We start from the raw sequence: 20,015 nt of genomic DNA, 5'->3' as shown, positions 1-20,015 counted from the left end.
ACTGCTGAAAAATATTGCAATGCAGCCTTTCGGCGTCCAATGAATAATGGCACCATCTATATGCCGAAATGTTATGAATTGGAGCCGGAATGGCGCGGATTAATTCGCGGCAGGTTGAAGCCTTCCGCGCGATGATGGTGACGGGCAGCGTGACCGAGGCGGCCAAGCTCGTGGCCGTAACGCAGCCTGCGGTCAGCCGGCTGTTGCGCGACTTCCAGGGACTATTGAAGATGAAGTTGTTCGAGCGACGCGGCACCGGGCTGGTGCCGACCGCCGCCGCAACCGCACTCTATATGGAAGTGGAGCGCTCCTTCGTCGGCCTCGAACGCATCACCGCGGCCGCCGAAGAGATCCGCAGCCGTCGCACCGGCACGCTGAGAATCGCCGCGCTGCCGGCGCTGTCCAACGGCTACCTGCCGCGGCTCGCGGGCCATTTTCTCAAGGAGCGGCCCAACCTCAATCTCGCCTTCTTCGGTGTGATCTCACCGATCGTGGTCGACTGGGTGCTGAACAACCAATGCGACGTCGGCTTCGCCGAGGTGCCGATCGCACATTCCGGCCTGCCGAGCCTGCGGCTGCCGGCGCTGGCGCGCGTCGCGGTGCTGCCATCGGGACATCGCCTGGCGGCAAAGGACGTTTTGCAGCCGCGCGATTTCGAGGGCGAGACATTCGTGTCGCTGTCGGCCGGGTCGAGCGGACGACATCTGATCGACCAGGCCTTCAGTCGTGACGACGTCCGCCGCGTCCTTCGCGTCGAGACCGCGCTGTCGGAGATCATGTGCGGGATGGTATCGTCCGGGCTCGGGGTGGCGATCTGCGATCCGTTCACCGCGCAGGAATTCTCGACGCGCGGCGTCGTCGTGCGCCGCTTCGTTCCACGGATCGACTTCGAATTCGCGGCCGTATTCCCCGCGCAACGCAGCCCGTCGCCCGTGGCTTTGGATCTCGTGGAAACCGTGCGCGAGGCGCTCAACGCGATGGATCAGAATCGAGGTTGATCCCTGATGGCACGCTCCTCCCCCGTTGAAGAAGCTGGCGGGACGGCAACAAGCCGCCGACCACAAGGAACATCACACCGAACACAGGATCAGTGCCCGACCCCGGCCGCTTGCCCTGACGTGATCGAACGCCTGTGCCGCGTGGGTCATCGGCACCCGCAGGCCAATCGGGAGATGGACGCGCCGCTGCTCAACAAGTTGCCGCAACTCGGCGAGAGCAGCAGGTTCGGGCCGGAAGGTCGTCCAGTGGTAGTTTGGCACGCCTTTCGGCAGGGCGGCGCGGTGGCTCCGCTTGTCGGACATCGTCTTGAGCGCGCCACGTACCCAGCCGAGCTCATCGAAATTTCCGAGGAGGGGATGCACCGTCGTGGCATGGCCGATCGCACCGTCGCGAAGGCAGGCGAGCAGCGAGCGTTCGTGTTCCCATGACGCGAAATTCAGCGTCGCATCGAAGGTCCGCGGAAGCGATGCGAACGGCTTGTCCGTGCTGTCGACCACGACACTGGCGCCCGCTTCCCGGCAGGCCCCGAAATCCTGCGGCCATGCGATCGCCGCAACCGTGGCTCCCCAGGTGGACAACATCTGCAGCGCCAGCGTCCCAAGGCCGCCGGCGGCGCCAAGGACGAGCACGTTTTTTCCGCGAGCATTCTGCGGCGTCAGTCCGGCGCCACGGACCGCAAGCCACATGGTGATGAAGCTGTAGGGAAGCGCCGCGAGCGCCTGAAGGTCCGTCTCCGACGGCGCCGGCAGGAGATGCGCAGCCTTGACCAGCACATGGCTCGCGTGGGTGCCGTCGGTCGAGGGCGGCTTCACGCCGTACACGGGATCGCCGATGTTGAAGGCCGTGACCGCGCCCCCCACGGCCGTGACGATACCTGCCATATCGTTGCCGAGCACCATGGGAAACTTGCCGGCACCGAGCAGCGAAGCAGTCGCCGGCCGTATCCCTGCGCGCGCCGCACGTCGATCGGATTGACGGACGCTGCCCTCACTGCGACCTCGACCTCATCAGGTCTCGGCTCTCGGCGGAGCACGCGCTGGATTTCCAGGCTGCCCTGTGCCGATGGCCCGAGACACATCAGCACTGCGCGCGAACTCGCTGCCGCTCGCTCGCAGCTCCGCTTGATTTCAGGTGTCGTGACCATTTGCTAATGGACCATTTCGAAGAGAGGGATCAGGCGCTGCGGGTTCAGCGTTGCCACTGGCGGCCCGGGCGCGCCATGCTGTTCTTCAGGGCCACCAGGAGCTTCACCCGCGTCTTGTCGCTGAGCGCCAGCTTCAGCACCCGCCAGAGCCGTCCGGGTGTCATGCGTGTATCGATGAAGTCGTCGGGCAGGTCCGGCCCCCACTGGTAGAGGCCGCTGCGATCCATCAGGTGGTAGCCCGCCGGCTGCGCCGCGTCGAACAGGTCCCCGTCCGCGTAGTGCTCATGTTTCTGGCCCCAGGGGTCGCGCCAATAGTCGAAGATCTGGCTGCCCAGCAGGTGACGGCCCACGCCCCAGGCGTGGCGATAGCGTTTCGCCAATAGCACCTGTTGACCCATCTCCACGGCATCGAGATCGACGACCTCGAACGCGACATGGTCGACCTTCGACTCCATTCCCATGGCGACAAAGATTGTATGATGGTCGGTCGGCTCGTCGCCGCGGTCAAGCCGCATGAACGAGCCCACCGGCGTGCCGTCGGCGAGGCACATCACGTCCGACGGGATGAAGCCGAACGTCTCCATGTACCAGCGCGCACTGCGGCTGAAATTCGGCGTCTCCAGCACGAGATGACCGAGCTTGGTAACTTGCGGCGGCTCGAGCTTTGGTCGCTGGGTGTCGTTGACGCGCACGGTTTGATCCGGCGCGTTGTGCAGAATTTGCGGGCGAGCCGGCAGCGGCTCGCTTGGGGTGAAGCCGTGATGAACGTGGACCGCGACGTTTTCCGGATCGCGCAGGTGCACGACCGAGCCGTCGCCCGGCCCGTCGGCCGGCTCGACCCGGCTGCCGAATTTTCGAGCCAGCATCTCGAGATCGTCGGCCTTTGGCACCGAGAGCCCGATGCCGAGGAACCGCGCCTCGCGCCCGCGCGTGACACGGTAGATATAAGGCGCGGGAGCCGTCCCACGCATGAACAGGTCGCTGTCGCTTCCCGCCGCACGGACCAGGCCAAAGTCGACCAGATAGCGTTCCGCCGTTTCGAGATCGGGCCGCTCGAAATGCGCGTAAAGCAGCCGGTCAGCCTTCACCAGGGGCGAGACGCCGCGCTTCAGCTCGATACTACCGGGACCGCTTTTGGGAATACCGTTGGACATATCTTTCTCCTGAGCTCAGGCCGCTATCGGAGGTGCGGCGACATCCAGCGACTTCGCAAATGGGGTGAGAACCTGCAGGTCGCGTCCCTTCGCATCGAGCCGGTCTGCGATGAAGCGGTCGGGTCGCACGAGCACCGCCCGCACCGCGTAACGTTTAGCCCAAGCCTGGAACACCGCATCGTCGCATCTCAGCTCGAGCGTATGCTGGCTCGCGCCAGAGCCATTGATGCAGATCGAACGGGCGTCGAGCGCATCGAGAATGCGGCGATCACGCGCCGAGAGCATCGTTGCCGGATCGACGCCGATGCCGAGCACCATCCATTGATGGCAGGCCTGAAACGCATCGAGCAGGAACGAGCCGTCCGGCGTCTTCACGCCGGGTTGCGGCAGCATCTGGCCGATCAGGACATCGCGCCCCGCGCCTGTCAGCGAACTGCGGCCGATCGCCGGCGGCGGCATCACGCCACCGCGACCGATAAACGCCCGGAACGCACGCGACATGTTGAGGCAGGCAAAAATGGCGTCGCGCAGCGCAGCGGCGCGCCGGCTGGTCGGCATGATGACGGCACCGAGCCTGCGGGACAGCTCGACCATCTTGCGCACCACGGGCGCGCGTTCCTGCTCATAGCTGTCCAGGATCGCCTCCGGGGCAAATCCCTTGAGAACCGACGAAAGCTTCCAGGCGAGATTGACGGCATCCTTCATGCCGCCGTTCATGCCCTGCCCCGCGAACGGCGGCATGAGGTGTGCCGCATCGCCGGCAAGGAAACCACGTCGGTTGCGCCAGCGGTCCGCAACGCGGGCGTGAAACGTGTACACCGCCTTGCGCTCGATCTCGACTTCGCGATACCCGGCGCTTTCCGCGATCAGCTCGGTGATCCGGGCATCATTCTTCAGCTCCTCTTCGGTTTCTCCCGGTAGCTGCATGAATTCCCAGCGAACACGTTCGCCGACCGCAGGCAGTTCAACGCGCGGACGGCGCGGATCGCAATGGAAGCTGATCTGGTCAACACGATGCTTCTTGACGATCGCATCGACGACGAGCCATCGCTGCGCATAGGTCGATCCGATCAGCCTGACCCCGAGCATGTCGCGAACCCGGCTCGTTCCACCATCGCAGCCGGCCACGAACTTCGCCCGCAAGCTGCTCGGGCCGTTGCGCGTCGCGATCGACAACACGGCATCCTCGCCGCGCTGCAAGAGGCTGGTGACTTGATGGCCGAACAGCACCTTCACGGTGTCGAACCGGGCCAGCCCCCTCAGCAAGACCCGCTCGAAATCCGGCTGATAGAACGTACCCAGCGACGAGTGGCCGTAAGGCCCGTGGGCCGGCATGTCTGCCTGCATCAGCACTCGACCGCGCGAATTGAGGTACCGGACATGGGGGTTCTTGATGAGGCCGCCCTCGATTTCGCCGAGCAGCCCGATTTGCGCGAACAGCCGAAGCGTCTCTGAATCATAGGCGATGGCCCGCGGCAGTCCGAGGAGTTCTGCATTGGCCTCGAGGACGGCAACCTGGATCCCGGCCATGCCGAGCAGATTGGCCAACATCAATCCCACGGGCCCTGCGCCAACGATCGCAACGTCGACATCACGTAGCGCCGCCCGTGCCGCAATGCTTTCCACCGCCATTCGAGCTTTCCTCCCCCGCAGGGTCGACAACTATTTTTGAACATGATAGTCAAAACGACTAAATCGTCAATATGAGATTAACGTCGTGCACGAATTTGAACCAAGCCGCTGTCACGACAGCGGAAATTGGCGACGATCATGCAATGGCCAGTGAAAGGGAGAATGCCTTGGCGACCAATCTTGTGCGTTTCGAAGCAGGTCAGGGCCCCCGCTGGGGCGTGGTGACGGGGACGCAAATCGCGCCGCTGTCGGGCGACTATGCGACCACCGCCGCGCTCATCGAGCACGGCGAAGCGGACTGGCGCGGGGCGCCGGCCCGGGCCACGCGAATTGCGCTGGCATCCGCCAAGATTCTGTCGCCAGTGACGACACCGGCTCGGCTGTATTGCCAGGGAGCCAACTATCGTCAGCACATGATCGAATCCGGCATGGATCCGGACGCCAAGTTATTCAACATGTTCTTCACCAAGGCCGACGCCTCGGTCTGCTCTGCCCACGACGCAGTGCTTCGCCCCGCGCACGTCAAGCTCCTGGACTACGAGATCGAACTCGCTCTGGTCTTTCGTCGCCCGATCACGTCCGCGATTACGGTCACGCGCGAAACGCTTGCTGACCATGTGTTTGCCATCACCATCGCCAACGATCTCAGCGCCCGTGACGTGCAGTTGCCGCAAACGCAGTTTTTCAAGGGCAAGAGCTACCGTGGGTTCTGCCCGATCGGACCGTGGCTGACCGTTCTGGAACGAAGCGAGTTTTCCGTGGTCGACGAGCTCGCGCTCGAGCTCGACGTCAATGGCACGCCACGGCAGCGCGATACCACGGCCAATCTGGTGTTCAAGCCGGCCGAGACGATCTCCGAGCTCTCGACGTTCGCCAACGTGCTGCCCGGCGACGTGCTTCTGACGGGCACACCGAGCGGCTGCGCCTTGCAGGTCCCGCCGCCGCCATTACGCAAGCTGATTCAGCTGCTGCCGGAGCGCACCCTGTGGCAGCTTTTCTTCAAGGCGCAGGCGCGGAGGCCGCAATATCTCAAGCCGGGTGACCGGATCAGCGCACGCATCGCCAGCCGCGACGGCACGATTGACCTCGGTGAACAGGTAACCGAAATCGTCGGTCCTTGAGCGCCCGACGATTCTACGCCCGCGGGCGGCGGAGTCGCCCCCTCGCCCTCCCTTTGGGCGCTTCCGTACCTTGCAGGGGCTCCGGCAGGCGCGCCAGCACGGATTTGAGCTGCCGTGCGTCGACATCGATCGCGCGCAGGATGGCCGCAATCGCACCTTCGCGATCGCGCGAGGTCAAGCGGCCTTCGGCGATGGCACCAAGCACTTGCAGCTGGATGCCAACCACAACTTCCAGACCAAGTTCGGGGTTGATGGAGCTGGTTGCCGGCAGACGTTTCACGTGCTGCCTGATGTCTTCGAACAGGCGCCGACGAGCGACCTCGCCGACATTCGCCGCGGCTACGGTCATACGAGCCGTCAGGGCAGCCCAGCGGGCATCAGCAAGTGCCCGATCGATGAAGCAGCTACAGCCGTAAGCTATGCGAAGCGCGGGTTCGTCGATGGAAAGCCGGACTGGCTGAAACAGGTCATCTATGGCGGATACCAATTCGTCGGCCACGGCCGCCGTCAACTCGCGCAGGTCCTTGAAGTGAACGTAAAATGTTCCCTTGGCGACCTCGGCCTCCCGCACCACGTCGTCAACCGTGACCGACTCCACGGCCTGGCGGGCGAAGAGTGCGTTCGCAGCAGCGATCAGTTGGGCGCGCGTCCTGGCTCTTTTCTCGCGGCCGATCTCCGCACGACGGATTGGGTCGATATTGGCCACCAGACAACGACCTTTCGATTTTAACTTGTTCAATAAGTCAAAATGACCAAATCGTCCAGTGGAGGCATGACGCGGATCCCGGTCTCATCGACCACGCGATCTTCGCCCTGGATCTCACGGCGCAAACTGCAGAGACGAAATGGGAATCGGGACACGTGAGTTGGTTTTTCGACCAAGATCCGATCAGGATGGATCAATCTGGCTTTCCAACCAAAGGTCCACTCTGAGGCACAGGCCTTGCCAGAACCTGATTTTATGGTGGGCGCACCAGGGCTCGAACCTGGGACCCGCTGATTAAGAGTCAGCTGCTCTACCAACTGAGCTATGCGCCCGAAAGGCGCGAACGCCCTTGCGAGGCCGGTCGTTTAGCAAGCAAAGCTGACGATGGCAAGCGATGCAGCCGATGTTTTCCAAGGGTTCATGTCCTGCCCCGAAAACGCGAAAAGCCGCTGGATTCCAGCAGCTTCGCGAAGGCTAATCCCGTGAAAGTCCGGTCTTCTCAGAGCCGGCCGCCATCCCGGTCGGGCCCGCCGTCCCGATCACCATGAAAGCGGTCCATGCCGCGTTCCATCATGCGGTCCATGCGGTGCTCCATGAAGCCGCGGGGTCCCCCCTCCTCGCCGCCGCCGAACGGGCCGCGGTGGCGGGTTAGGGCGGCGAGCCGGCGCTTCTGGCCGTCGTCGAGCGTCTTGTAGAGGGGGTCGGCGGCATCGGCGATCCTCTTCAGGGCGGCCGAGGTGGCACCCATATCGTCGGCGCGCTGGCGCAGCCGGGCGACCGGATCGTCAGGCTTGTCCGCGCTGCCTTGCGGCGGGTTCATCCGCGCGTTCGCCCGATCGATCCGCAGTTTTGCAAAATCGCGCACGGCGGCCTCGACCGGCGGCCACAGCTTCTCTTGGTCGGCGTTGAGCTTCAGCCCGGCATGCACGGCGGCGATACGCGCGTCGACGAAGGCGGCGCGGTCTTCCGGATTCATCCGCATGTGGTGCATGCGGTCGTGAAAGCGGTGGTACTGCGCGTAGACCGCGCCCGAGGCTGCGATGCTCAGGACTGCGACAGCGGCGATGGCGAACTTCTTCATACGAACCTCCTCATCAAGGTTGCCTCAAGATGAGCGCAGGCGAAGCCGTATTCAACTTACAAACTGGTCAGGGACGCGTGCCTTACCAAGATGTAATGCACCATCTACAGTTTGAAATCGTTCGCAACAACGAGAAAGCCTCCGCATACCGGCGGAGGCCTTTCATTCATCGTTCGCCGGGATTCGTGGCGCGCAGTCAGTTCGCTGCGCCTAGTTCGTAGCGCTTTTGGCCTCCTTCACGAATTCGTCGATCAGCCCCTGGCCGACGCGGCCAGCGGCATCCTTGTAGACCGGCTCCATCGCCTTTCGCATCGCGGCGTCCTGGTCCGGCGTCAGCTTGAGGATCTCGCTCTTGCCGCTCTTCTTGATCTCGGCGAGCGCGTCGTCGTTCTCCTTCTGCGATTGCGTGTTGTTGAAGTCGGTCGCTTCCTTCATCGCCTTTTCGAGCTGGCCGCGGATGTCGGCCGGCAGATCGTCCCAGAACTTCTTGTTCACGATGACGACGTAGCCGATGTAGCCGTGATTGGTCTCGGTGATGTACTTTTGCACCTCGTGCATTTTCTGGGTGTAGATGTTGGACCAGGTGTTCTCCTGCCCGTCGACGACGCCGGTCTGCAGCGCCTGGTAGACCTCACCGAACGCCATCACCTGCGGCAGCGAGCCGAGCGCCTTGAACTGCGCCTGGATCACGCGCGAGGACTGGATGCGGAATTTCACGCCCTTGTAGTCATCGGGTTCGATCAGCTTCTTGTTGGCGCTCATCTGCTTGAAGCCGTTGTCCCAATAGGCAAGGCCGGTGATGCCCTTGGCATCGAGCAGCTTGAGCAGCTTCGTGCCGAGCGGGCCTTCCGTCACCTTGCGCAGCGTCTTCAGGTCCGGCAGCAGATAGGGCAGATCGAACGCCTCGAACTCCTTGATGCCGAGCGGACCGAATTTCGAGTTGGACGGCGCGAGCATCTGCACGCTGCCGAGCTGCAGCGCCTCGAGCTCCTCCTTGTCCTTGTAGAGCGTCGAGTTCGGGTAGACCTCGACCTTCACCTTGCCGCCGGTATATTTTTCGGCCAGTTCCTTGAACTTTTCGGACGCCTTGCCCTTCGGCGTGTCGTTGGCGACGACATGGCTGAACTTGATGATGATCGGCGACTGTGCCGCGGCGGGCCCGGCGAAGGCCAGTGCCGCGATCGACAGGCCGGCGATGGACGCTGCAAAAGTAAATTTGCCCATAATCTCTCCCCTTGTTTGTTATTGGGGACGTGGCTCGCAGGATGCTGGCCGCGTCCGAAATGAAAGACGCCGGCAGCCTAACCGGGAGCCGGCGCACGCGCTATTGGTCGTTCGCAGGGCTGGTATACAACTGCCCGTCATTCCGGGGCGGCGCGAACAGCCGAACCCGGAATGACAAGCTCCGCGTGTCAGCTCGCAGCTGCCGTCTGCACGGTGTCGCGCTGGCGCTTCATGACGATCTTGTTCAGCGCGCCGAGATAGGCTTTTGCCGACGCCACCAGCGTATCCGGATCCGCCGCGCGTGCCGTCATCGCGCGTCCCTCATGCGACAGCCGCACCGACACTTCGGCCTGCGCGTCGGTGCCTTCGGTGACGGCGTGGACCTGGTACAGCTCGAGCTTTGCCTCGTGCGGCACCAGCGCCTTGATGCAGTTGAAGACGGCATCGACCGGGCCGTTGCCCTCGGCTTCCTCGATCTTGATCTGGCCGTCGACGTCGAGCTTCATGGTCGCGCGCTGCGGGCCATGGGTGCCGGCGATCACCGTCAGCGAGGTCAGCTTGATGCGGTCGTGCGAGGCGGCCATCTCCTCGTCCACGAGGGCTTCGATGTCCTCGTCGTAGATGTCCTTCTTGCGGTCGGCGAGCGCCTTCATGCGCGCGAACGCGTCTTCCAGCTGGTTCGGGCCGAGCTTGTAGCCCATTTCCTCCAGCTTGTGCACGAAGGCGTGGCGGCCGGAGTGTTTGCCGAGCACCAGCGAGGACTGCTTCAGGCCGACCATCTCGGGCCGCATGATCTCGTAGGTCGAGGCGTCCTTCAGCACGCCGTCCTGGTGGATGCCGCTCTCATGCGCAAAGGCGTTCCGGCCGACGATCGCCTTGTTGTACTGGACGGGGAACGAGGTCGCCGCCGACACCACCTTGGAGGCGCGGGTCAGCTGCGTGGTGTCGATCTTGTTCCACCAAGGAAACACGTCGTTGCGGACGTTGATGGCCATCACGACTTCCTCGAGCGACGCGTTGCCGGCCCGCTCGCCGATGCCGTTGACCGTGCATTCGATCTGGCGCGCGCCGCCGGCGATGCCGGCCAGCGAGTTTGCCACCGCCATACCGAGGTCGTTATGGCAGTGAACCGAAAACACCGCCTTGTCGGAATTCGGCACCCGCTCGATCAAGGTGCGCATGAAGTGACGATATTCCTCCGGCGTGGTGTAGCCGACGGTATCAGGGATATTGACCGTGGTCGCACCAGCCTTGATCACGGCCTCGACGATGCGGCAGAGGTAGTCCATCTCGCTGCGGGTGGCGTCTTCGGCCGACCATTCGACGTCGTCGATCTGGTTGCGGGCGCGGGTGACGTTGGCAATCGAGAGCTCCATCACCTGCTCGGGCGTCATGTTCAGCTTGACGCGCATGTGCAGCGGCGACGTCGCAATCACGGTGTGGACGCGGCCGCGCCTGGCGAATTTCACCGCTTCGGCGCAGCGGTCAATGTCCTTCGGGTTGGCGCGCGACAAGCCGGCGATCACGGAGTTCTTGGAGCGGCGGGCGATCTCGCTCACCGCCTGGAAGTCGCCTTCGGATGTGATCGGGAAGCCGGCCTCGATGACATCGACGCCCATGTCGTCGAGCATCTCGGCGATCTCGATCTTCTCCTCGAAGGTCATGGTGGCGCCGGGGCACTGCTCGCCGTCGCGCAGCGTGGTGTCGAAAATGATGACGCGGTCCTTCTCGGACTTGTTCACGGTGGCCATTTCGAAATTTCCTTTAAGCGTTCGCGCCGGTCGTTCCTTCGGCGCTGTCAGGGTCTGGTGATCTCGTACAACCCCTGAGTGCCCAGGCGCGTCGCGCCCAGCCGGCCCTCAGGGGCAGGTAAGAAGGAGCTCGCCAATAAGGAGGGTGGGCAGGATGGCGGCCAGGGGCACGGACGGACCGGCGGCCAGAGCCGCCTCCCCCGAAATCCCATGCTTTTGGCCGCGAATCAGCATTGCCAGACCCTTTTGAGCCCAAGAATCCTCGGCCAAAACCGTTGACGGTTCGTTGCCGGGAGGCTCAGTGCGGCGTTTCTAGACGAGAAATGGCAACAACTGCAATGCCAAAAGATGGTCAGGTAGGTTGACCTGGTTGCGGCGGCGCGCCCGCCTTCCCACAGCGAATGACGGGGTCGCCTTGAATCGCCGCCGCGAAGTCGCGTAGGCTTGCGGCTGTGGGGACAAGCAGACTCCCCGTGAGACGTCTCGTCCAAGCTCTGCGCAACACCCGATCCGTCGTGGAGCTTGCGCATGGACATCGAACGTCATTCCCCTTCCCGTCACACCCCTTCCCGCCCCACCATCGCCATCGTCTCGCGCGGCGACGCCGCCGCGCGCCGGGACACGACGGCACAGACCAGCCGCTTCGTCCGCGTCTTCGAGGCGCTCGCGGCTGCCGGCATCGCCGCACAGCCGGCCATTTACGACGAGGGTTTTGCCGATGCGGTGCGCGATCAGTTGCTCGGCGTCGATGGAGTCCTGGTCTGGGTCGATCCGATCCATCAGGGCAAGACGCGCGCGGCGCTCGATCCGCTGCTGCGCGATGTTGCCGCGCGCGGTCCGTGGGTCAGCGCCCATCCCGACGTGATCCTGAAGATGGGCGTCAAGGAGGTGCTGTACCGGACGCGCCATCTCGGCTGGGGGACCGACACGCATCGCTACGACAGCGCCGCCGATTTTCGCGCAAGTTTTCCGTCGCGCCTGCGCGAAGGCGGCCCGCGCGTGCTCAAGCAGAATCGCGGCAATGGTGGTCAGGGCGTCTGGAAGGTCGAGGCGCTGCCGGATACGGCACAGGTCCGGGTGCTGCACGCCCAGCGCGGCAGCATGCCTGAAGACATTCCGCTCGATACGCTGATTGCGCGCTGCGAGCCCTATTTCGGATGGGGCGGCTGCATCATCGATCAGGCCTTCCAGCCGCGCCTGCCCGAGGGAATGATCCGCTGCTACATGAGCGGATCCAAGGTCGCGGGCTTTGGGCAGCAATTGATCAAGGCACTGGTACCGCCGCCACCCGAAGGCCCGGATGCGCCGGAGGCGCAACCCGGGCCGCGGATCATGCACGGCCCGGAGGCCGCACAATTCCAAAGACTACGGCGCAAGATGGAAGACGAATGGACGCCGCAGATGATGGCGACGCTCGGCATCGACGCGCCATCGCTGCCGGTGATCTGGGACGCCGACTTCCTCTACGGACCGCGCGACGCCGATGGTGCCGACAGCTACGTGCTCTGCGAGATCAATGCGAGCTCATGCTTTGCGATTCCCGATGAAACGCCTGCAGCCATCGCAAGAACCGTCAGCGCGCGGCTGCAGAAGGTCGGGTGAGCGGTCCCGGCAGCGGTTACTGCCGGGGCGGCGGCACGAGGCTGAGCAGCCGTTCCCGGAGGCTCGTTTCAACTGGCGCGTTACAGACCGGGCGGTTGTAGAAGCCGGTGGCGCGACAGACTTTGGGCGTCGGACCCCGGAGATCGCCGAACTGGCACGCCTGGCACATCCGCACAACCGCCGCCTCGAGCTGCAGCGAATAGTCGAGCGCGGATGCCGCCGGCTCGAACGACTGGAAGAGCTGGCCGGCCTTGATGTTCTGGAACCAGGTGTCGACATGGGCCTTGACCTTCATGGGATCGGTGAGGTCGGCGATCTTGAAGCTGCTGCCGAGCAGCCCGATCGAGGCGCGCGGCGTGCGTGCCGCGCCGTGGCACGACAGGCAGGACGAACGGATATTGTCGGCCGGCCCATTGGCGCGCCCGTTGAAGCCCATGGTCGGACGCTCGTCCCAGCCATAGGTCACACCGAGCAGATCGGGATTGGTCCAGCCTTCACGGATCGCGTTGTTATAGACGCCAGGGTCGTTGCCCCATTGCAGCGATACCGGCACGAGATTATCGAACAGCTTGTCGCCCGTCGGCGGGCCGCGCCAGACGAACGTCCCGAACACCCATCCGGTCTCTGTCGATCGGCGATCCCTTACCGAAATGTCGACCTGGAGCAGACGCAATGTCCGGATCGAGCGCGTGTTGGCCGGGTGACCTGGGGGACCCGACCCTGTCGGCACGGGGTCGATGAAGGCATCGTATTCCGGCGCCCCCTGCAGATACGTCACCTCGTCGGGTGAGGCATCGGTGAACAGGAATTTGACCGACGCCGTGTCGAATGGAAATTTGATCGCGACCGGGAAGGACGGATCGCAGGGCTCGGCAAACACATCACCGAACACGGCGGCCCCAGGCCTGTTGTAGAAGCCGACCGCCCAGACCTGATATTTGTCGCCGCTGGTCTTGGAGAGATCCTTGGCATCCGGGCTGCGCTCCTTGGTCAGTCCCATCAACGGCTCCCGGCCGGAAAAGCCATAGTCGAGCCATTGCGAGATCCACCACTCCTCCTGGCCGGTGCCGACGAGCTTGCGGTCTGCGATCTTGAAGGACGACTTCGCAGTGCCGAGCACGGCGTTCATGTAATCGGCCGGCTTGGTGCGGAAATTGATCGCTTCCCACGGCTGCTGATCGTTAGGGTTGAGCCGCATCGACGGGTAGTCGGTTCGCCATTTCGCCATGGCCACCGCGCCGTTCGCCTTCATGGTGCTCGCGGAAAAGCTCGCGCACTCATCGGCCCGGCACGACGAGCCTGCGATCATGGCCAGAATGACGACAACCCCTGCCGCTCTCATGTCGGCCTCCCTTGCGCCTGCTCAGTGAACCTTGTCGGCCCGGAATTTGGCGGAAAGCGGCACCCGGGTGTATTAATTGCTTCACACAACCTGAGGAAATACGGGGGCAAATCGCCGCACGTCGCACGACCTGATGATTGCAATCATTCGCTCATCCGCAACCCACTTTGGCAACATGATGGCCCGCGCGTGACAAACTGAATTCGCTGCATCGTCTCGCATTGCACACCTCAACCCCTCAAGAGACTCACGGATAACACACGGCGCTCGCAACCGGGCGCAGACCGGATTAACCTTGGGTTGCTCGGCCGGATCAACCGGCCAGCGCACACAGAACCGGGAGGACGCGATGACGCCGCAAGACGAATGCGAACGAGATTCTGCGCTTTCACGACGACGACTTGTCCAGGGGCTCGCGGCCTGCGCCGGCGCCACCATAGCAGCAGCCAGCGGTGCGCTGGCGCAAACCGGCCCCGTGGCACCGCCATCGACCATCACCACGCCGCCGCGCGATTTCGGACCGAACGGCGCGCCAACGACTTATTTCTGGGATCCTGACATCATCGCAGTCGATCCGTCCTTCAACGATCTCGCGCAGCCCAACACGGCGATCAAGCGTCTCTATACCGGACTGCTGTGGGCCGAAGGTCCGGCCTGGAGCGCGCAGGGCCGCTATCTCCTGTGGAGCGACATTCCCAACAACCGGCAGATGCGCTGGACCGAGGATGACGGCCGCGTCAGCGTATTCCGCACGCCCTCCAACAACTCGAACGGCAACTCGTTCGACTTCCAGGGACGGCAACTCTCCTGCGAGCACCTCACCCGCCGCGTTACACGCTACGAGCACGACGGCACCGCAACGGTGCTCGCCGACAATTTCGGCGGCAAGAAGCTGAACTCGCCGAACGACGTCGTCGCGCATCCCGACGGCAGCTACTGGTTCACCGATCCGCCCTATGGCGGCCAGCTCTATGAGGGCGAGCCCGACGTTGCGGGCGGACCGAGCAATGCGGGCGGCAAGCTCAACCCGAAGATCGGTCAGCCGGCCGGCTTCGTGCCGGGCCGCCGCGAGTTGCCGACCAATTGCTATCGCGTCGATCCGTCGGGCCGGCTCGACCTCGTCGTCACCGAGGAGCAGGTGCCGGATCCGAACGGCCTCTGCTTCTCGCCCGACTTCAAGAAGCTCTACATCGCCTCGACCGGCAAGGGACCCGGCGATACCGGCCCCGGCGGCAAGGGCGAGATTTTCGTCGGCGACGTCGGCACCGACAACAAGGTATCGAACATCAAGCGCTTCAGCGACTGCATGGTCGACGGCGTGAAGTGCGGGCCGGATGGCCTGCGCTGCGACGTCCAGGGCAATCTCTGGGCCTCCAGCAATGCCGGCCGCGCCGTCGGCTATAGCGGCGTGACGATCTGGACACCGGACGGCAAGCTGATCGGTCGCATTCGCCTGCCCGAAGTCTGCGGCAACATCACCTTCGGCGGGCCGAAGCGCAACCGCCTGTTCATGGCAGCGAGCCAGTCGCTCTACGCCGTGTTCACGGCAACGCAGGGCGCTGGGCCGGGCTGAACCGGTCTGAACGACGACGCGATGGCGGCGTCGGCACATGTGCCGGCGCCGTGTTGCATTCCGCAAGTGCAGTGTTGCAAAAGCGATCTTGCCAATTCGATCGGGTTGATGAGAGTGACAGGCGCAAACGCTCAGGCGCTCAGAACCTGGGATTGCTCAAGGAGGACGCATGCTCCCCTACGTCACCCACGATCCGCGCTTCGAACGGCTGGTCATCGGCCACGTCAATCTCGAAAAGCTCGCTACGGGCTGCCGCTGGGCCGAAGGCCCGGCCTATTTCCCGGCTGGCCGTTACCTCGTCTGGTCCGACATTCCGAACGACCGGATGATGCGCTTCGATGAGACGGACGGATCAGTGTCGGTGTTCCGCTCGCCGAGCTTCAACTCCAATGGCAACACGACGGACCGTCAGGGACGGCTGGTCAGTTGCGAGCATTTCATGCGGCGCGTTACCCGGACCGAGCACGACGGCTCGATCACCGTGCTTGCGGATCAATTCGAAGGCCGCCGGCTGAACTCGCCCAATGACGCCGTCGTCAAGTCCGACGGCTCGATCTGGTTCTCGGACCCGACCTATGGAATCGATAGCGATTACGAAGGGCAGCAAAGCCCTTCCGAGATCGGGGCCTCCAACGTCTATCGGATCGACGGCAACACGGGGACAATCACACGTGTCGTGTCCGACCGGGTGCAGCCCAACGGATTGGCCTTCTCGCCCGACGAGACGCTGCTCTACGTCGCCGATACCGGCGCAACGCATGTGCGCGGACTGCCTGCAACCATCTGGGCTTATGACGTGTCGGGGCAAGGAACAGGAGATACCCGGCTGTTCGCCACCTGCTCCGACGGTCTGTACGACGGGTTCCGCTGCGACATCCACGGCAACATCTGGACGTCGGCCGGCCGCAGCGTGTTCTGCTATGCGCCTGACGGTGCGCATATCGGCACCATCCCGATCGGCGAGATCGTCGCCAATGTCTGCTTCGGCGGCCCACGCCGCAACCGGCTATACATCTGCGGACAGACGTCGCTCTACTCGATCTATCTCAACACGCGTGCGGCGGTTTGAGGAACGAAACGGGCTAGCTCACGACACGTTCGCCGCGCCCGTACACCAGCAGCATGAAGATGATGACGAGGCCGTAGATCACCTGCCGCCCGGCCTCGGGCATCTCCATGATGGACAGCACGCTGTTGAGCAGCACGATCAGCACGACGCCGATCAGGGTGCCGAGATAGCGGCCCCGGCCGCCCAGAATATTGGTGCCGCCGATCACGACTGCCGCGATCGCCGGCAGCAGATAGGCATCGCCCATTCCCTGATAGGCCTTTGTGGAATAGCCGGCCAGCAGCACACCCGCGAGCGCGGCCGCGCCGCCGCAGATCACGAAGCAGATCACCGTCACGCGGCGGGTGTCGACGCCGGCGAGATAGGCCGCCGCCTCCTTGTTGCCGATGGCATAGATGTAACGCCCGAGCGCGGTGCGCTGGAGCATAACCACGACCAGCACCGAGACCGCGGCCCAGACGAACAGGGCGTGGGGAATGCCCAGCGTACGGTCGGAGGCGAGCGTTCGCATCAGGTCGGTTGCTGCGGTCTGCGGCGCATAGCCGCCGGTATGCGCGACCATCAGGCCGCGCATCACCGCGTTGACACCCAACGTGAAGATCATCGACGGGACGCGCAGATAGGCGACCCCGATGCCATTGACGAGGCCGACCAGGAGACCGATCGCGAGCCCAACGGGAATCGCGAGCGGCCCTCCGATCGAGGTCGCCATCATCGCGGCGGCTGCGAGTGTCCAGGGCACCGACAGATCGATCTGGCCGATCAGGATCACGATCATCATGCCGGCCGCCACGACGCCTAAGAAGGCGCCGATCTGGAGCTGCTGCAGGAGATAGGTCGGCGACAGCAGCGGGGCGCTGCCGAAGCGGGCAAACGTGTAGACGGTGCCCGCCGCCAGGATGACGAGGATGAACAGGGCCGCAATCAGGATCGGGCGATCGTCGCGCGACAGGCTGAGCGAGGCCGAATTCATCGGAACAGCTCCAACGTGTTCTTGACGCGCAGGACGCCGAGCGCCCCGATGCTGACGGCCGCCAGCAGGATCAACCCCTCGAACAGAGGCTGCAGCAAGGGCGCGATATCGAAGATGCGGAAGAAGAAGGAAATGACGCGCAAGACCATCGCACCGAAGATCGAGCCGATCGCGCTGCCGGTGCCGCCGAGCAGCGATGTGCCTCCGATCACGACTGAGGCGATGGAGTTGAGCGTATAGGCGCCGGCCTGCGGAATGTCGGCGTTGCCCGACGAGGTCTGGATCGCCAGGAAAAGACCGCCGCAGCCGGCAAAGAAGCCGGCAAGCGTGAAGGCCGCGATCTTCGCGCGATCAATCGGAAGGCCCGACATGTAGGCCGCACCTTCGGCCGACCCGACCGCATAGACCGCGCGGCCGAGAACGGAACGCCGGAACGGCACCCAGACAAGGAGCGCGATCAGGACGATCAGCACGAAAGGCACCGGAATCCACGCGATCGGCGCAAACCAGCCGGCGGCACCGTCATCGAAGATGTGCACCGTCGCGGCAAAGTCGCCGAGCGAATTGGTCAGCGCCCAGTTGAGATCCTCGTCGATCTTGCCGCCCGGCGTCGGGCGCAGGAACAGCGCGATGCCGATATAGACCGCGCCCGTCGCAAGCGTCGCGATAATCGGCTGGATCCGCCCGTAGACGACGACGCACCCATTGATGAAGCCGGCCGCCGTGCCGATTGCAAGGCACAGGACGATCCCGAGCAGGATGCCAGTGATCCCGCCGGGAAACGTGCCGAGGGCCAGATGCAGGCCAAAAATGTCGAGATGCAGCGGCGCGCCGGCAGCCGCGCCTGTCAGCAGATAGCTCGCAAAGCAACCCACCATCGTCATGACGGCGCCGACCGAGAGATCGAGCCCCGATGCCAGCACCGGCACGGTCTGGGCCATTGCGACCATCGCGAGCGCAAAGATCTCGTTACCGTTCTGAACCAGAACGGCGGAGGAGAAGCCCCTGGGGTGAGCGAGGTTGTAAAGCACATAAAGGATAGAGAACAGCAGGACGGCGGTGACGATGCCGACATTCTGACGGACCTTGATGGCGACATCGTCAAGCATGGGCGACCCCGCCGTCGGCCGTAGCATCGATGTTCAACGCGCTCGCGATGATGTTGGTCTCGGTCAATTCGCTGCCTTCGAGCTCGCGCACAATGCGCCCGTCATACATGATCGCCACGCGGTCGCAGCAGCCGATGAGCTCGTCATAGTCGGTCGAATAGAACAGGATTGCCGCGCCCTGGTCGGCGAGCTCGCGCATCAGCCGGTAGAGCTCCTGCTTGGTGCCGACGTCGATGCCGCGCGTGGGATCGTTGAGCAGGATGATGCGCGGATCGGTCATCAGCCATTTGGCGAGCACGACCTTCTGCTGATTACCGCCCGACAGGGTCGACACCGGATCGGTGGGAGCACCGATCTTGATCTGCAGCCGGGCAATCGCGCGCTTGACCGCGGCGTCCTCCTTGGCGGAGTCGACGAAGGGACCGGTCGAGATCGCACCGAGCGACGCAATCGCCAGATTGTCCGCGATCGACATCGGCAGCATCAGGCCTTCGGTCTTGCGGTCCTCGGGAACGAGCGCGATGCCCACCGCCTTCGCTGCTGCCGGCGAGCCGGCGCGCACTTCACGGTCCTCGACCATGACGCGGCCGCTGACGCCGCGCAGAACGCCGAACAAGGCAAGCAGCAGGGATTTCTGACCCTGGCCGTCGAGGCCGCCGAGCCCGACGATCTGGCCCGCGCCGATGCGAAGCGAGATACGGTCGAGACGGCCCTCCCAGGACAGGTTCTCGAGTGCCAGCATCGGCCGTCCCGCCTTGCGCGCCGGCTTGGGCGGATACTGAGTCGCGATGTCGCGCCCGATCATGAGCTGGACGATATCGGCGGTCGAGCGCATGCCCTTGTCGAAGGTCTCGATGTGCCGCCCGTTGCGGAACACCGAAGCGCGGTCGGCCAACGCCTCGACCTCGTGCATGCGATGCGAGATGTAGAGAATGGCGACGCCTTCGGATTTGAGCCGCGCCAGCATGGCATAGACTTTTTCCACGTCGGCGCTGGTCAGCGCCGAGGTCGCTTCGTCGAGGATCAGGAGCTGCGGCTTCTTGCCGAGCGCCTTGGCGATCTCCACGATCTGGCGGCGCGACAGCGGCAGGTCGCGGGCCCGCATCAGCGGATTGACGTCCTCGCAGCCGATCTCCGCCAGCAACGCCTCGGCGCGCCGCCGCTGCGCCCGAGCGTCGATCAGACCGAAGCGGCGCGGGGGCGACGCGATCGAGATGTTGTCCGCGACCGAAAGGTCGGGCATCAGCGACAGTTCCTGGAAGATGCAGACCACGCCGGCCGCATTGGCGGCGGACGGCGACGCGAAGCTCACCTCGTTCCCGGCAAGGCGCATGGTGCCGGCGTCGGGCTGCACCACGCCGGCAATGATCTTGATCAGCGTGGATTTGCCGGCACCGTTTTCGCCGAGCACGGCGTGGATCTTGCCCCGCTCGCAGGCGAAGTCGACGCCCTCGAGCGCCCGCACGCCGGCATAGCGTTTGGAGATGCCTGACAATGCGAGGAAGGCTTGTTGCGTCGGGGGGACTGACGGCATG

The 20,015-nt window shown here is 64.1% G+C and carries 16 protein-coding genes and 1 tRNA gene; 5 read left to right on the top strand and 12 right to left on the bottom strand.

What is annotated here, in order from left to right:
• The first annotated feature begins 89 nt into the window (after nucleotides 1–89).
• A complete protein-coding gene (locus tag C2U70_RS25295; protein WP_140981350.1) occupies nucleotides 90–998 on the top strand; it encodes a LysR substrate-binding domain-containing protein in 909 nt (302 codons plus the stop codon).
• A gap of 72 nt (nucleotides 999–1,070) precedes the next feature.
• Here the strand turns inward: C2U70_RS25295 and C2U70_RS25290 are convergent, their stop codons facing one another.
• From C2U70_RS25290 to C2U70_RS25280, 3 genes are all read right to left on the bottom strand, one after another.
• Nucleotides 1,071–1,922 (bottom strand): zinc-binding dehydrogenase, encoded by an 852-nt coding sequence (locus tag C2U70_RS25290; RefSeq protein ID WP_433960706.1) that lies wholly within the window; start codon nucleotides 1,920–1,922, stop codon nucleotides 1,071–1,073.
• Nucleotides 1,923–2,187: 265 nt separating this feature from the next.
• Nucleotides 2,188–3,297, bottom strand: coding sequence for a VOC family protein (locus C2U70_RS25285; RefSeq protein ID WP_140981348.1), 1,110 nt, complete (start codon nucleotides 3,295–3,297; stop codon nucleotides 2,188–2,190).
• Between the two features lie 15 nt (nucleotides 3,298–3,312).
• On the bottom strand, nucleotides 3,313–4,929 hold the full coding sequence (locus C2U70_RS25280; RefSeq protein ID WP_140981347.1) for a bifunctional 3-(3-hydroxy-phenyl)propionate/3-hydroxycinnamic acid hydroxylase: 1,617 nt from the start codon (nucleotides 4,927–4,929) through the stop codon (nucleotides 3,313–3,315).
• Between the two features lie 167 nt (nucleotides 4,930–5,096).
• Here C2U70_RS25280 and C2U70_RS25275 point away from each other — a divergent pair, with 167 nt between their 5' ends.
• On the top strand, nucleotides 5,097–6,050 hold the full coding sequence (locus C2U70_RS25275; protein ID WP_140981346.1) for a fumarylacetoacetate hydrolase family protein: 954 nt from the start codon (nucleotides 5,097–5,099) through the stop codon (nucleotides 6,048–6,050).
• A 13-nt stretch (nucleotides 6,051–6,063) separates the two neighbouring features.
• Here the strand turns inward: C2U70_RS25275 and C2U70_RS25270 are convergent, their stop codons facing one another.
• The 5 genes from C2U70_RS25270 to C2U70_RS25250 all read right to left on the bottom strand — a co-directional run bounded on the left by C2U70_RS25270 (nucleotide 6,064) and on the right by C2U70_RS25250 (nucleotide 10,812).
• Complete coding sequence (locus tag C2U70_RS25270) at nucleotides 6,064–6,756, bottom strand: TetR/AcrR family transcriptional regulator (RefSeq protein WP_140981345.1); 693 nt, start codon at nucleotides 6,754–6,756, stop codon at nucleotides 6,064–6,066.
• Between the two features lie 256 nt (nucleotides 6,757–7,012).
• A tRNA-Lys gene (locus C2U70_RS25265) sits at nucleotides 7,013–7,088 on the bottom strand.
• Between the two features lie 167 nt (nucleotides 7,089–7,255).
• The gene (locus C2U70_RS25260) at nucleotides 7,256–7,837 is read right to left on the bottom strand and encodes a Spy/CpxP family protein refolding chaperone (protein WP_140981344.1); all 582 of its coding nucleotides are present in this window, start codon (nucleotides 7,835–7,837) and stop codon (nucleotides 7,256–7,258) included.
• Nucleotides 7,838–8,047: 210 nt separating this feature from the next.
• On the bottom strand, nucleotides 8,048–9,061 hold the full coding sequence (locus C2U70_RS25255; protein ID WP_140981343.1) for a TRAP transporter substrate-binding protein: 1,014 nt from the start codon (nucleotides 9,059–9,061) through the stop codon (nucleotides 8,048–8,050).
• Nucleotides 9,062–9,249: 188 nt separating this feature from the next.
• Nucleotides 9,250–10,812, bottom strand: coding sequence for a 2-isopropylmalate synthase (locus C2U70_RS25250; protein ID WP_140981342.1), 1,563 nt, complete (start codon nucleotides 10,810–10,812; stop codon nucleotides 9,250–9,252).
• A gap of 528 nt (nucleotides 10,813–11,340) precedes the next feature.
• Here C2U70_RS25250 and C2U70_RS25245 point away from each other — a divergent pair.
• On the top strand, nucleotides 11,341–12,414 hold the full coding sequence (locus C2U70_RS25245; protein ID WP_140981341.1) for a Cj0069 family protein: 1,074 nt from the start codon (nucleotides 11,341–11,343) through the stop codon (nucleotides 12,412–12,414).
• 16 nt (nucleotides 12,415–12,430) lie between these two features.
• Here the strand turns inward: C2U70_RS25245 and C2U70_RS25240 are convergent, their stop codons facing one another.
• Nucleotides 12,431–13,756 (bottom strand): hypothetical protein, encoded by a 1,326-nt coding sequence (locus tag C2U70_RS25240; RefSeq protein WP_140981340.1) that lies wholly within the window; start codon nucleotides 13,754–13,756, stop codon nucleotides 12,431–12,433.
• Between the two features lie 349 nt (nucleotides 13,757–14,105).
• Between C2U70_RS25240 and C2U70_RS25235 the strand changes: the two genes are divergently transcribed.
• Together C2U70_RS25235 and C2U70_RS25230 are read left to right on the top strand one after the other, a co-directional pair.
• Nucleotides 14,106–15,329, top strand: coding sequence for an SMP-30/gluconolactonase/LRE family protein (locus C2U70_RS25235; RefSeq protein WP_140981339.1), 1,224 nt, complete (start codon nucleotides 14,106–14,108; stop codon nucleotides 15,327–15,329).
• A gap of 169 nt (nucleotides 15,330–15,498) precedes the next feature.
• The gene (locus C2U70_RS25230; RefSeq protein ID WP_140981338.1) at nucleotides 15,499–16,398 is read left to right on the top strand and encodes an SMP-30/gluconolactonase/LRE family protein; all 900 of its coding nucleotides are present in this window, start codon (nucleotides 15,499–15,501) and stop codon (nucleotides 16,396–16,398) included.
• Nucleotides 16,399–16,411: 13 nt separating this feature from the next.
• Here C2U70_RS25230 and C2U70_RS25225 read toward each other — a convergent pair whose 3' ends face one another.
• Genes C2U70_RS25225 through C2U70_RS25215 form a run of 3 tightly spaced genes read right to left on the bottom strand, consistent with a single transcriptional unit; the run spans nucleotide 16,412 to nucleotide 20,014 of the window.
• The gene (locus C2U70_RS25225; protein WP_140981337.1) at nucleotides 16,412–17,371 is read right to left on the bottom strand and encodes an ABC transporter permease; all 960 of its coding nucleotides are present in this window, start codon (nucleotides 17,369–17,371) and stop codon (nucleotides 16,412–16,414) included.
• The gene (locus C2U70_RS25220; RefSeq protein WP_140981336.1) at nucleotides 17,368–18,480 is read right to left on the bottom strand and encodes an ABC transporter permease; all 1,113 of its coding nucleotides are present in this window, start codon (nucleotides 18,478–18,480) and stop codon (nucleotides 17,368–17,370) included. The genes C2U70_RS25225 and C2U70_RS25220 overlap by 4 nt, the downstream gene beginning before the upstream one ends.
• Entirely contained in the window at nucleotides 18,473–20,014 is a 1,542-nt protein-coding gene (locus C2U70_RS25215; protein WP_140981335.1) for a sugar ABC transporter ATP-binding protein, read from the bottom strand. Before C2U70_RS25215 ends, C2U70_RS25220 begins: the two co-directional genes overlap by 8 nt.
• Nucleotide 20,015: the final 1 nt, after the last annotated feature.

This window comes from Bradyrhizobium guangdongense, from assembly GCF_006483445.1.
Taxonomy (GTDB): domain Bacteria; phylum Pseudomonadota; class Alphaproteobacteria; order Rhizobiales; family Xanthobacteraceae; genus Bradyrhizobium; species Bradyrhizobium guangdongense_A.
The sequence above is the reverse complement of the archived record's forward strand: the minus strand, read 5'-3'. Positions and strand labels throughout refer to the sequence as shown.

Bases quoted from the DNA above. Each gene is read 5' to 3' on its own strand.
- C2U70_RS25255 (WP_140981343.1), bottom strand. From the start codon at position 9,061: ATGGGCAAATTTACTTTTGCAGCGTCCATCGCCGGCCTGTCGATCGCG.
- C2U70_RS25295 (WP_140981350.1), top strand. From the start codon at position 90: ATGGCGCGGATTAATTCGCGGCAGGTTGAAGCCTTCCGCGCGATGATG.
- C2U70_RS25230 (WP_140981338.1), top strand. From the start codon at position 15,499: ATGCTCCCCTACGTCACCCACGATCCGCGCTTCGAACGGCTGGTCATC.
- C2U70_RS25285 (WP_140981348.1), bottom strand. From the start codon at position 3,297: ATGTCCAACGGTATTCCCAAAAGCGGTCCCGGTAGTATCGAGCTGAAG.
- C2U70_RS25280 (WP_140981347.1), bottom strand. From the start codon at position 4,929: ATGGCGGTGGAAAGCATTGCGGCACGGGCGGCGCTACGTGATGTCGAC.
- C2U70_RS25220 (WP_140981336.1), bottom strand. From the start codon at position 18,480: ATGCTTGACGATGTCGCCATCAAGGTCCGTCAGAATGTCGGCATCGTC.
- C2U70_RS25235 (WP_140981339.1), top strand. From the start codon at position 14,106: ATGACGCCGCAAGACGAATGCGAACGAGATTCTGCGCTTTCACGACGA.
- C2U70_RS25260 (WP_140981344.1), bottom strand. From the start codon at position 7,837: ATGAAGAAGTTCGCCATCGCCGCTGTCGCAGTCCTGAGCATCGCAGCC.
- C2U70_RS25245 (WP_140981341.1), top strand. From the start codon at position 11,341: ATGGACATCGAACGTCATTCCCCTTCCCGTCACACCCCTTCCCGCCCC.
- C2U70_RS25240 (WP_140981340.1), bottom strand. From the start codon at position 13,756: ATGAGAGCGGCAGGGGTTGTCGTCATTCTGGCCATGATCGCAGGCTCG.
- C2U70_RS25215 (WP_140981335.1), bottom strand. From the start codon at position 20,014: ATGCCGTCAGTCCCCCCGACGCAACAAGCCTTCCTCGCATTGTCAGGC.
- C2U70_RS25225 (WP_140981337.1), bottom strand. From the start codon at position 17,371: ATGAATTCGGCCTCGCTCAGCCTGTCGCGCGACGATCGCCCGATCCTG.
- C2U70_RS25250 (WP_140981342.1), bottom strand. From the start codon at position 10,812: ATGGCCACCGTGAACAAGTCCGAGAAGGACCGCGTCATCATTTTCGAC.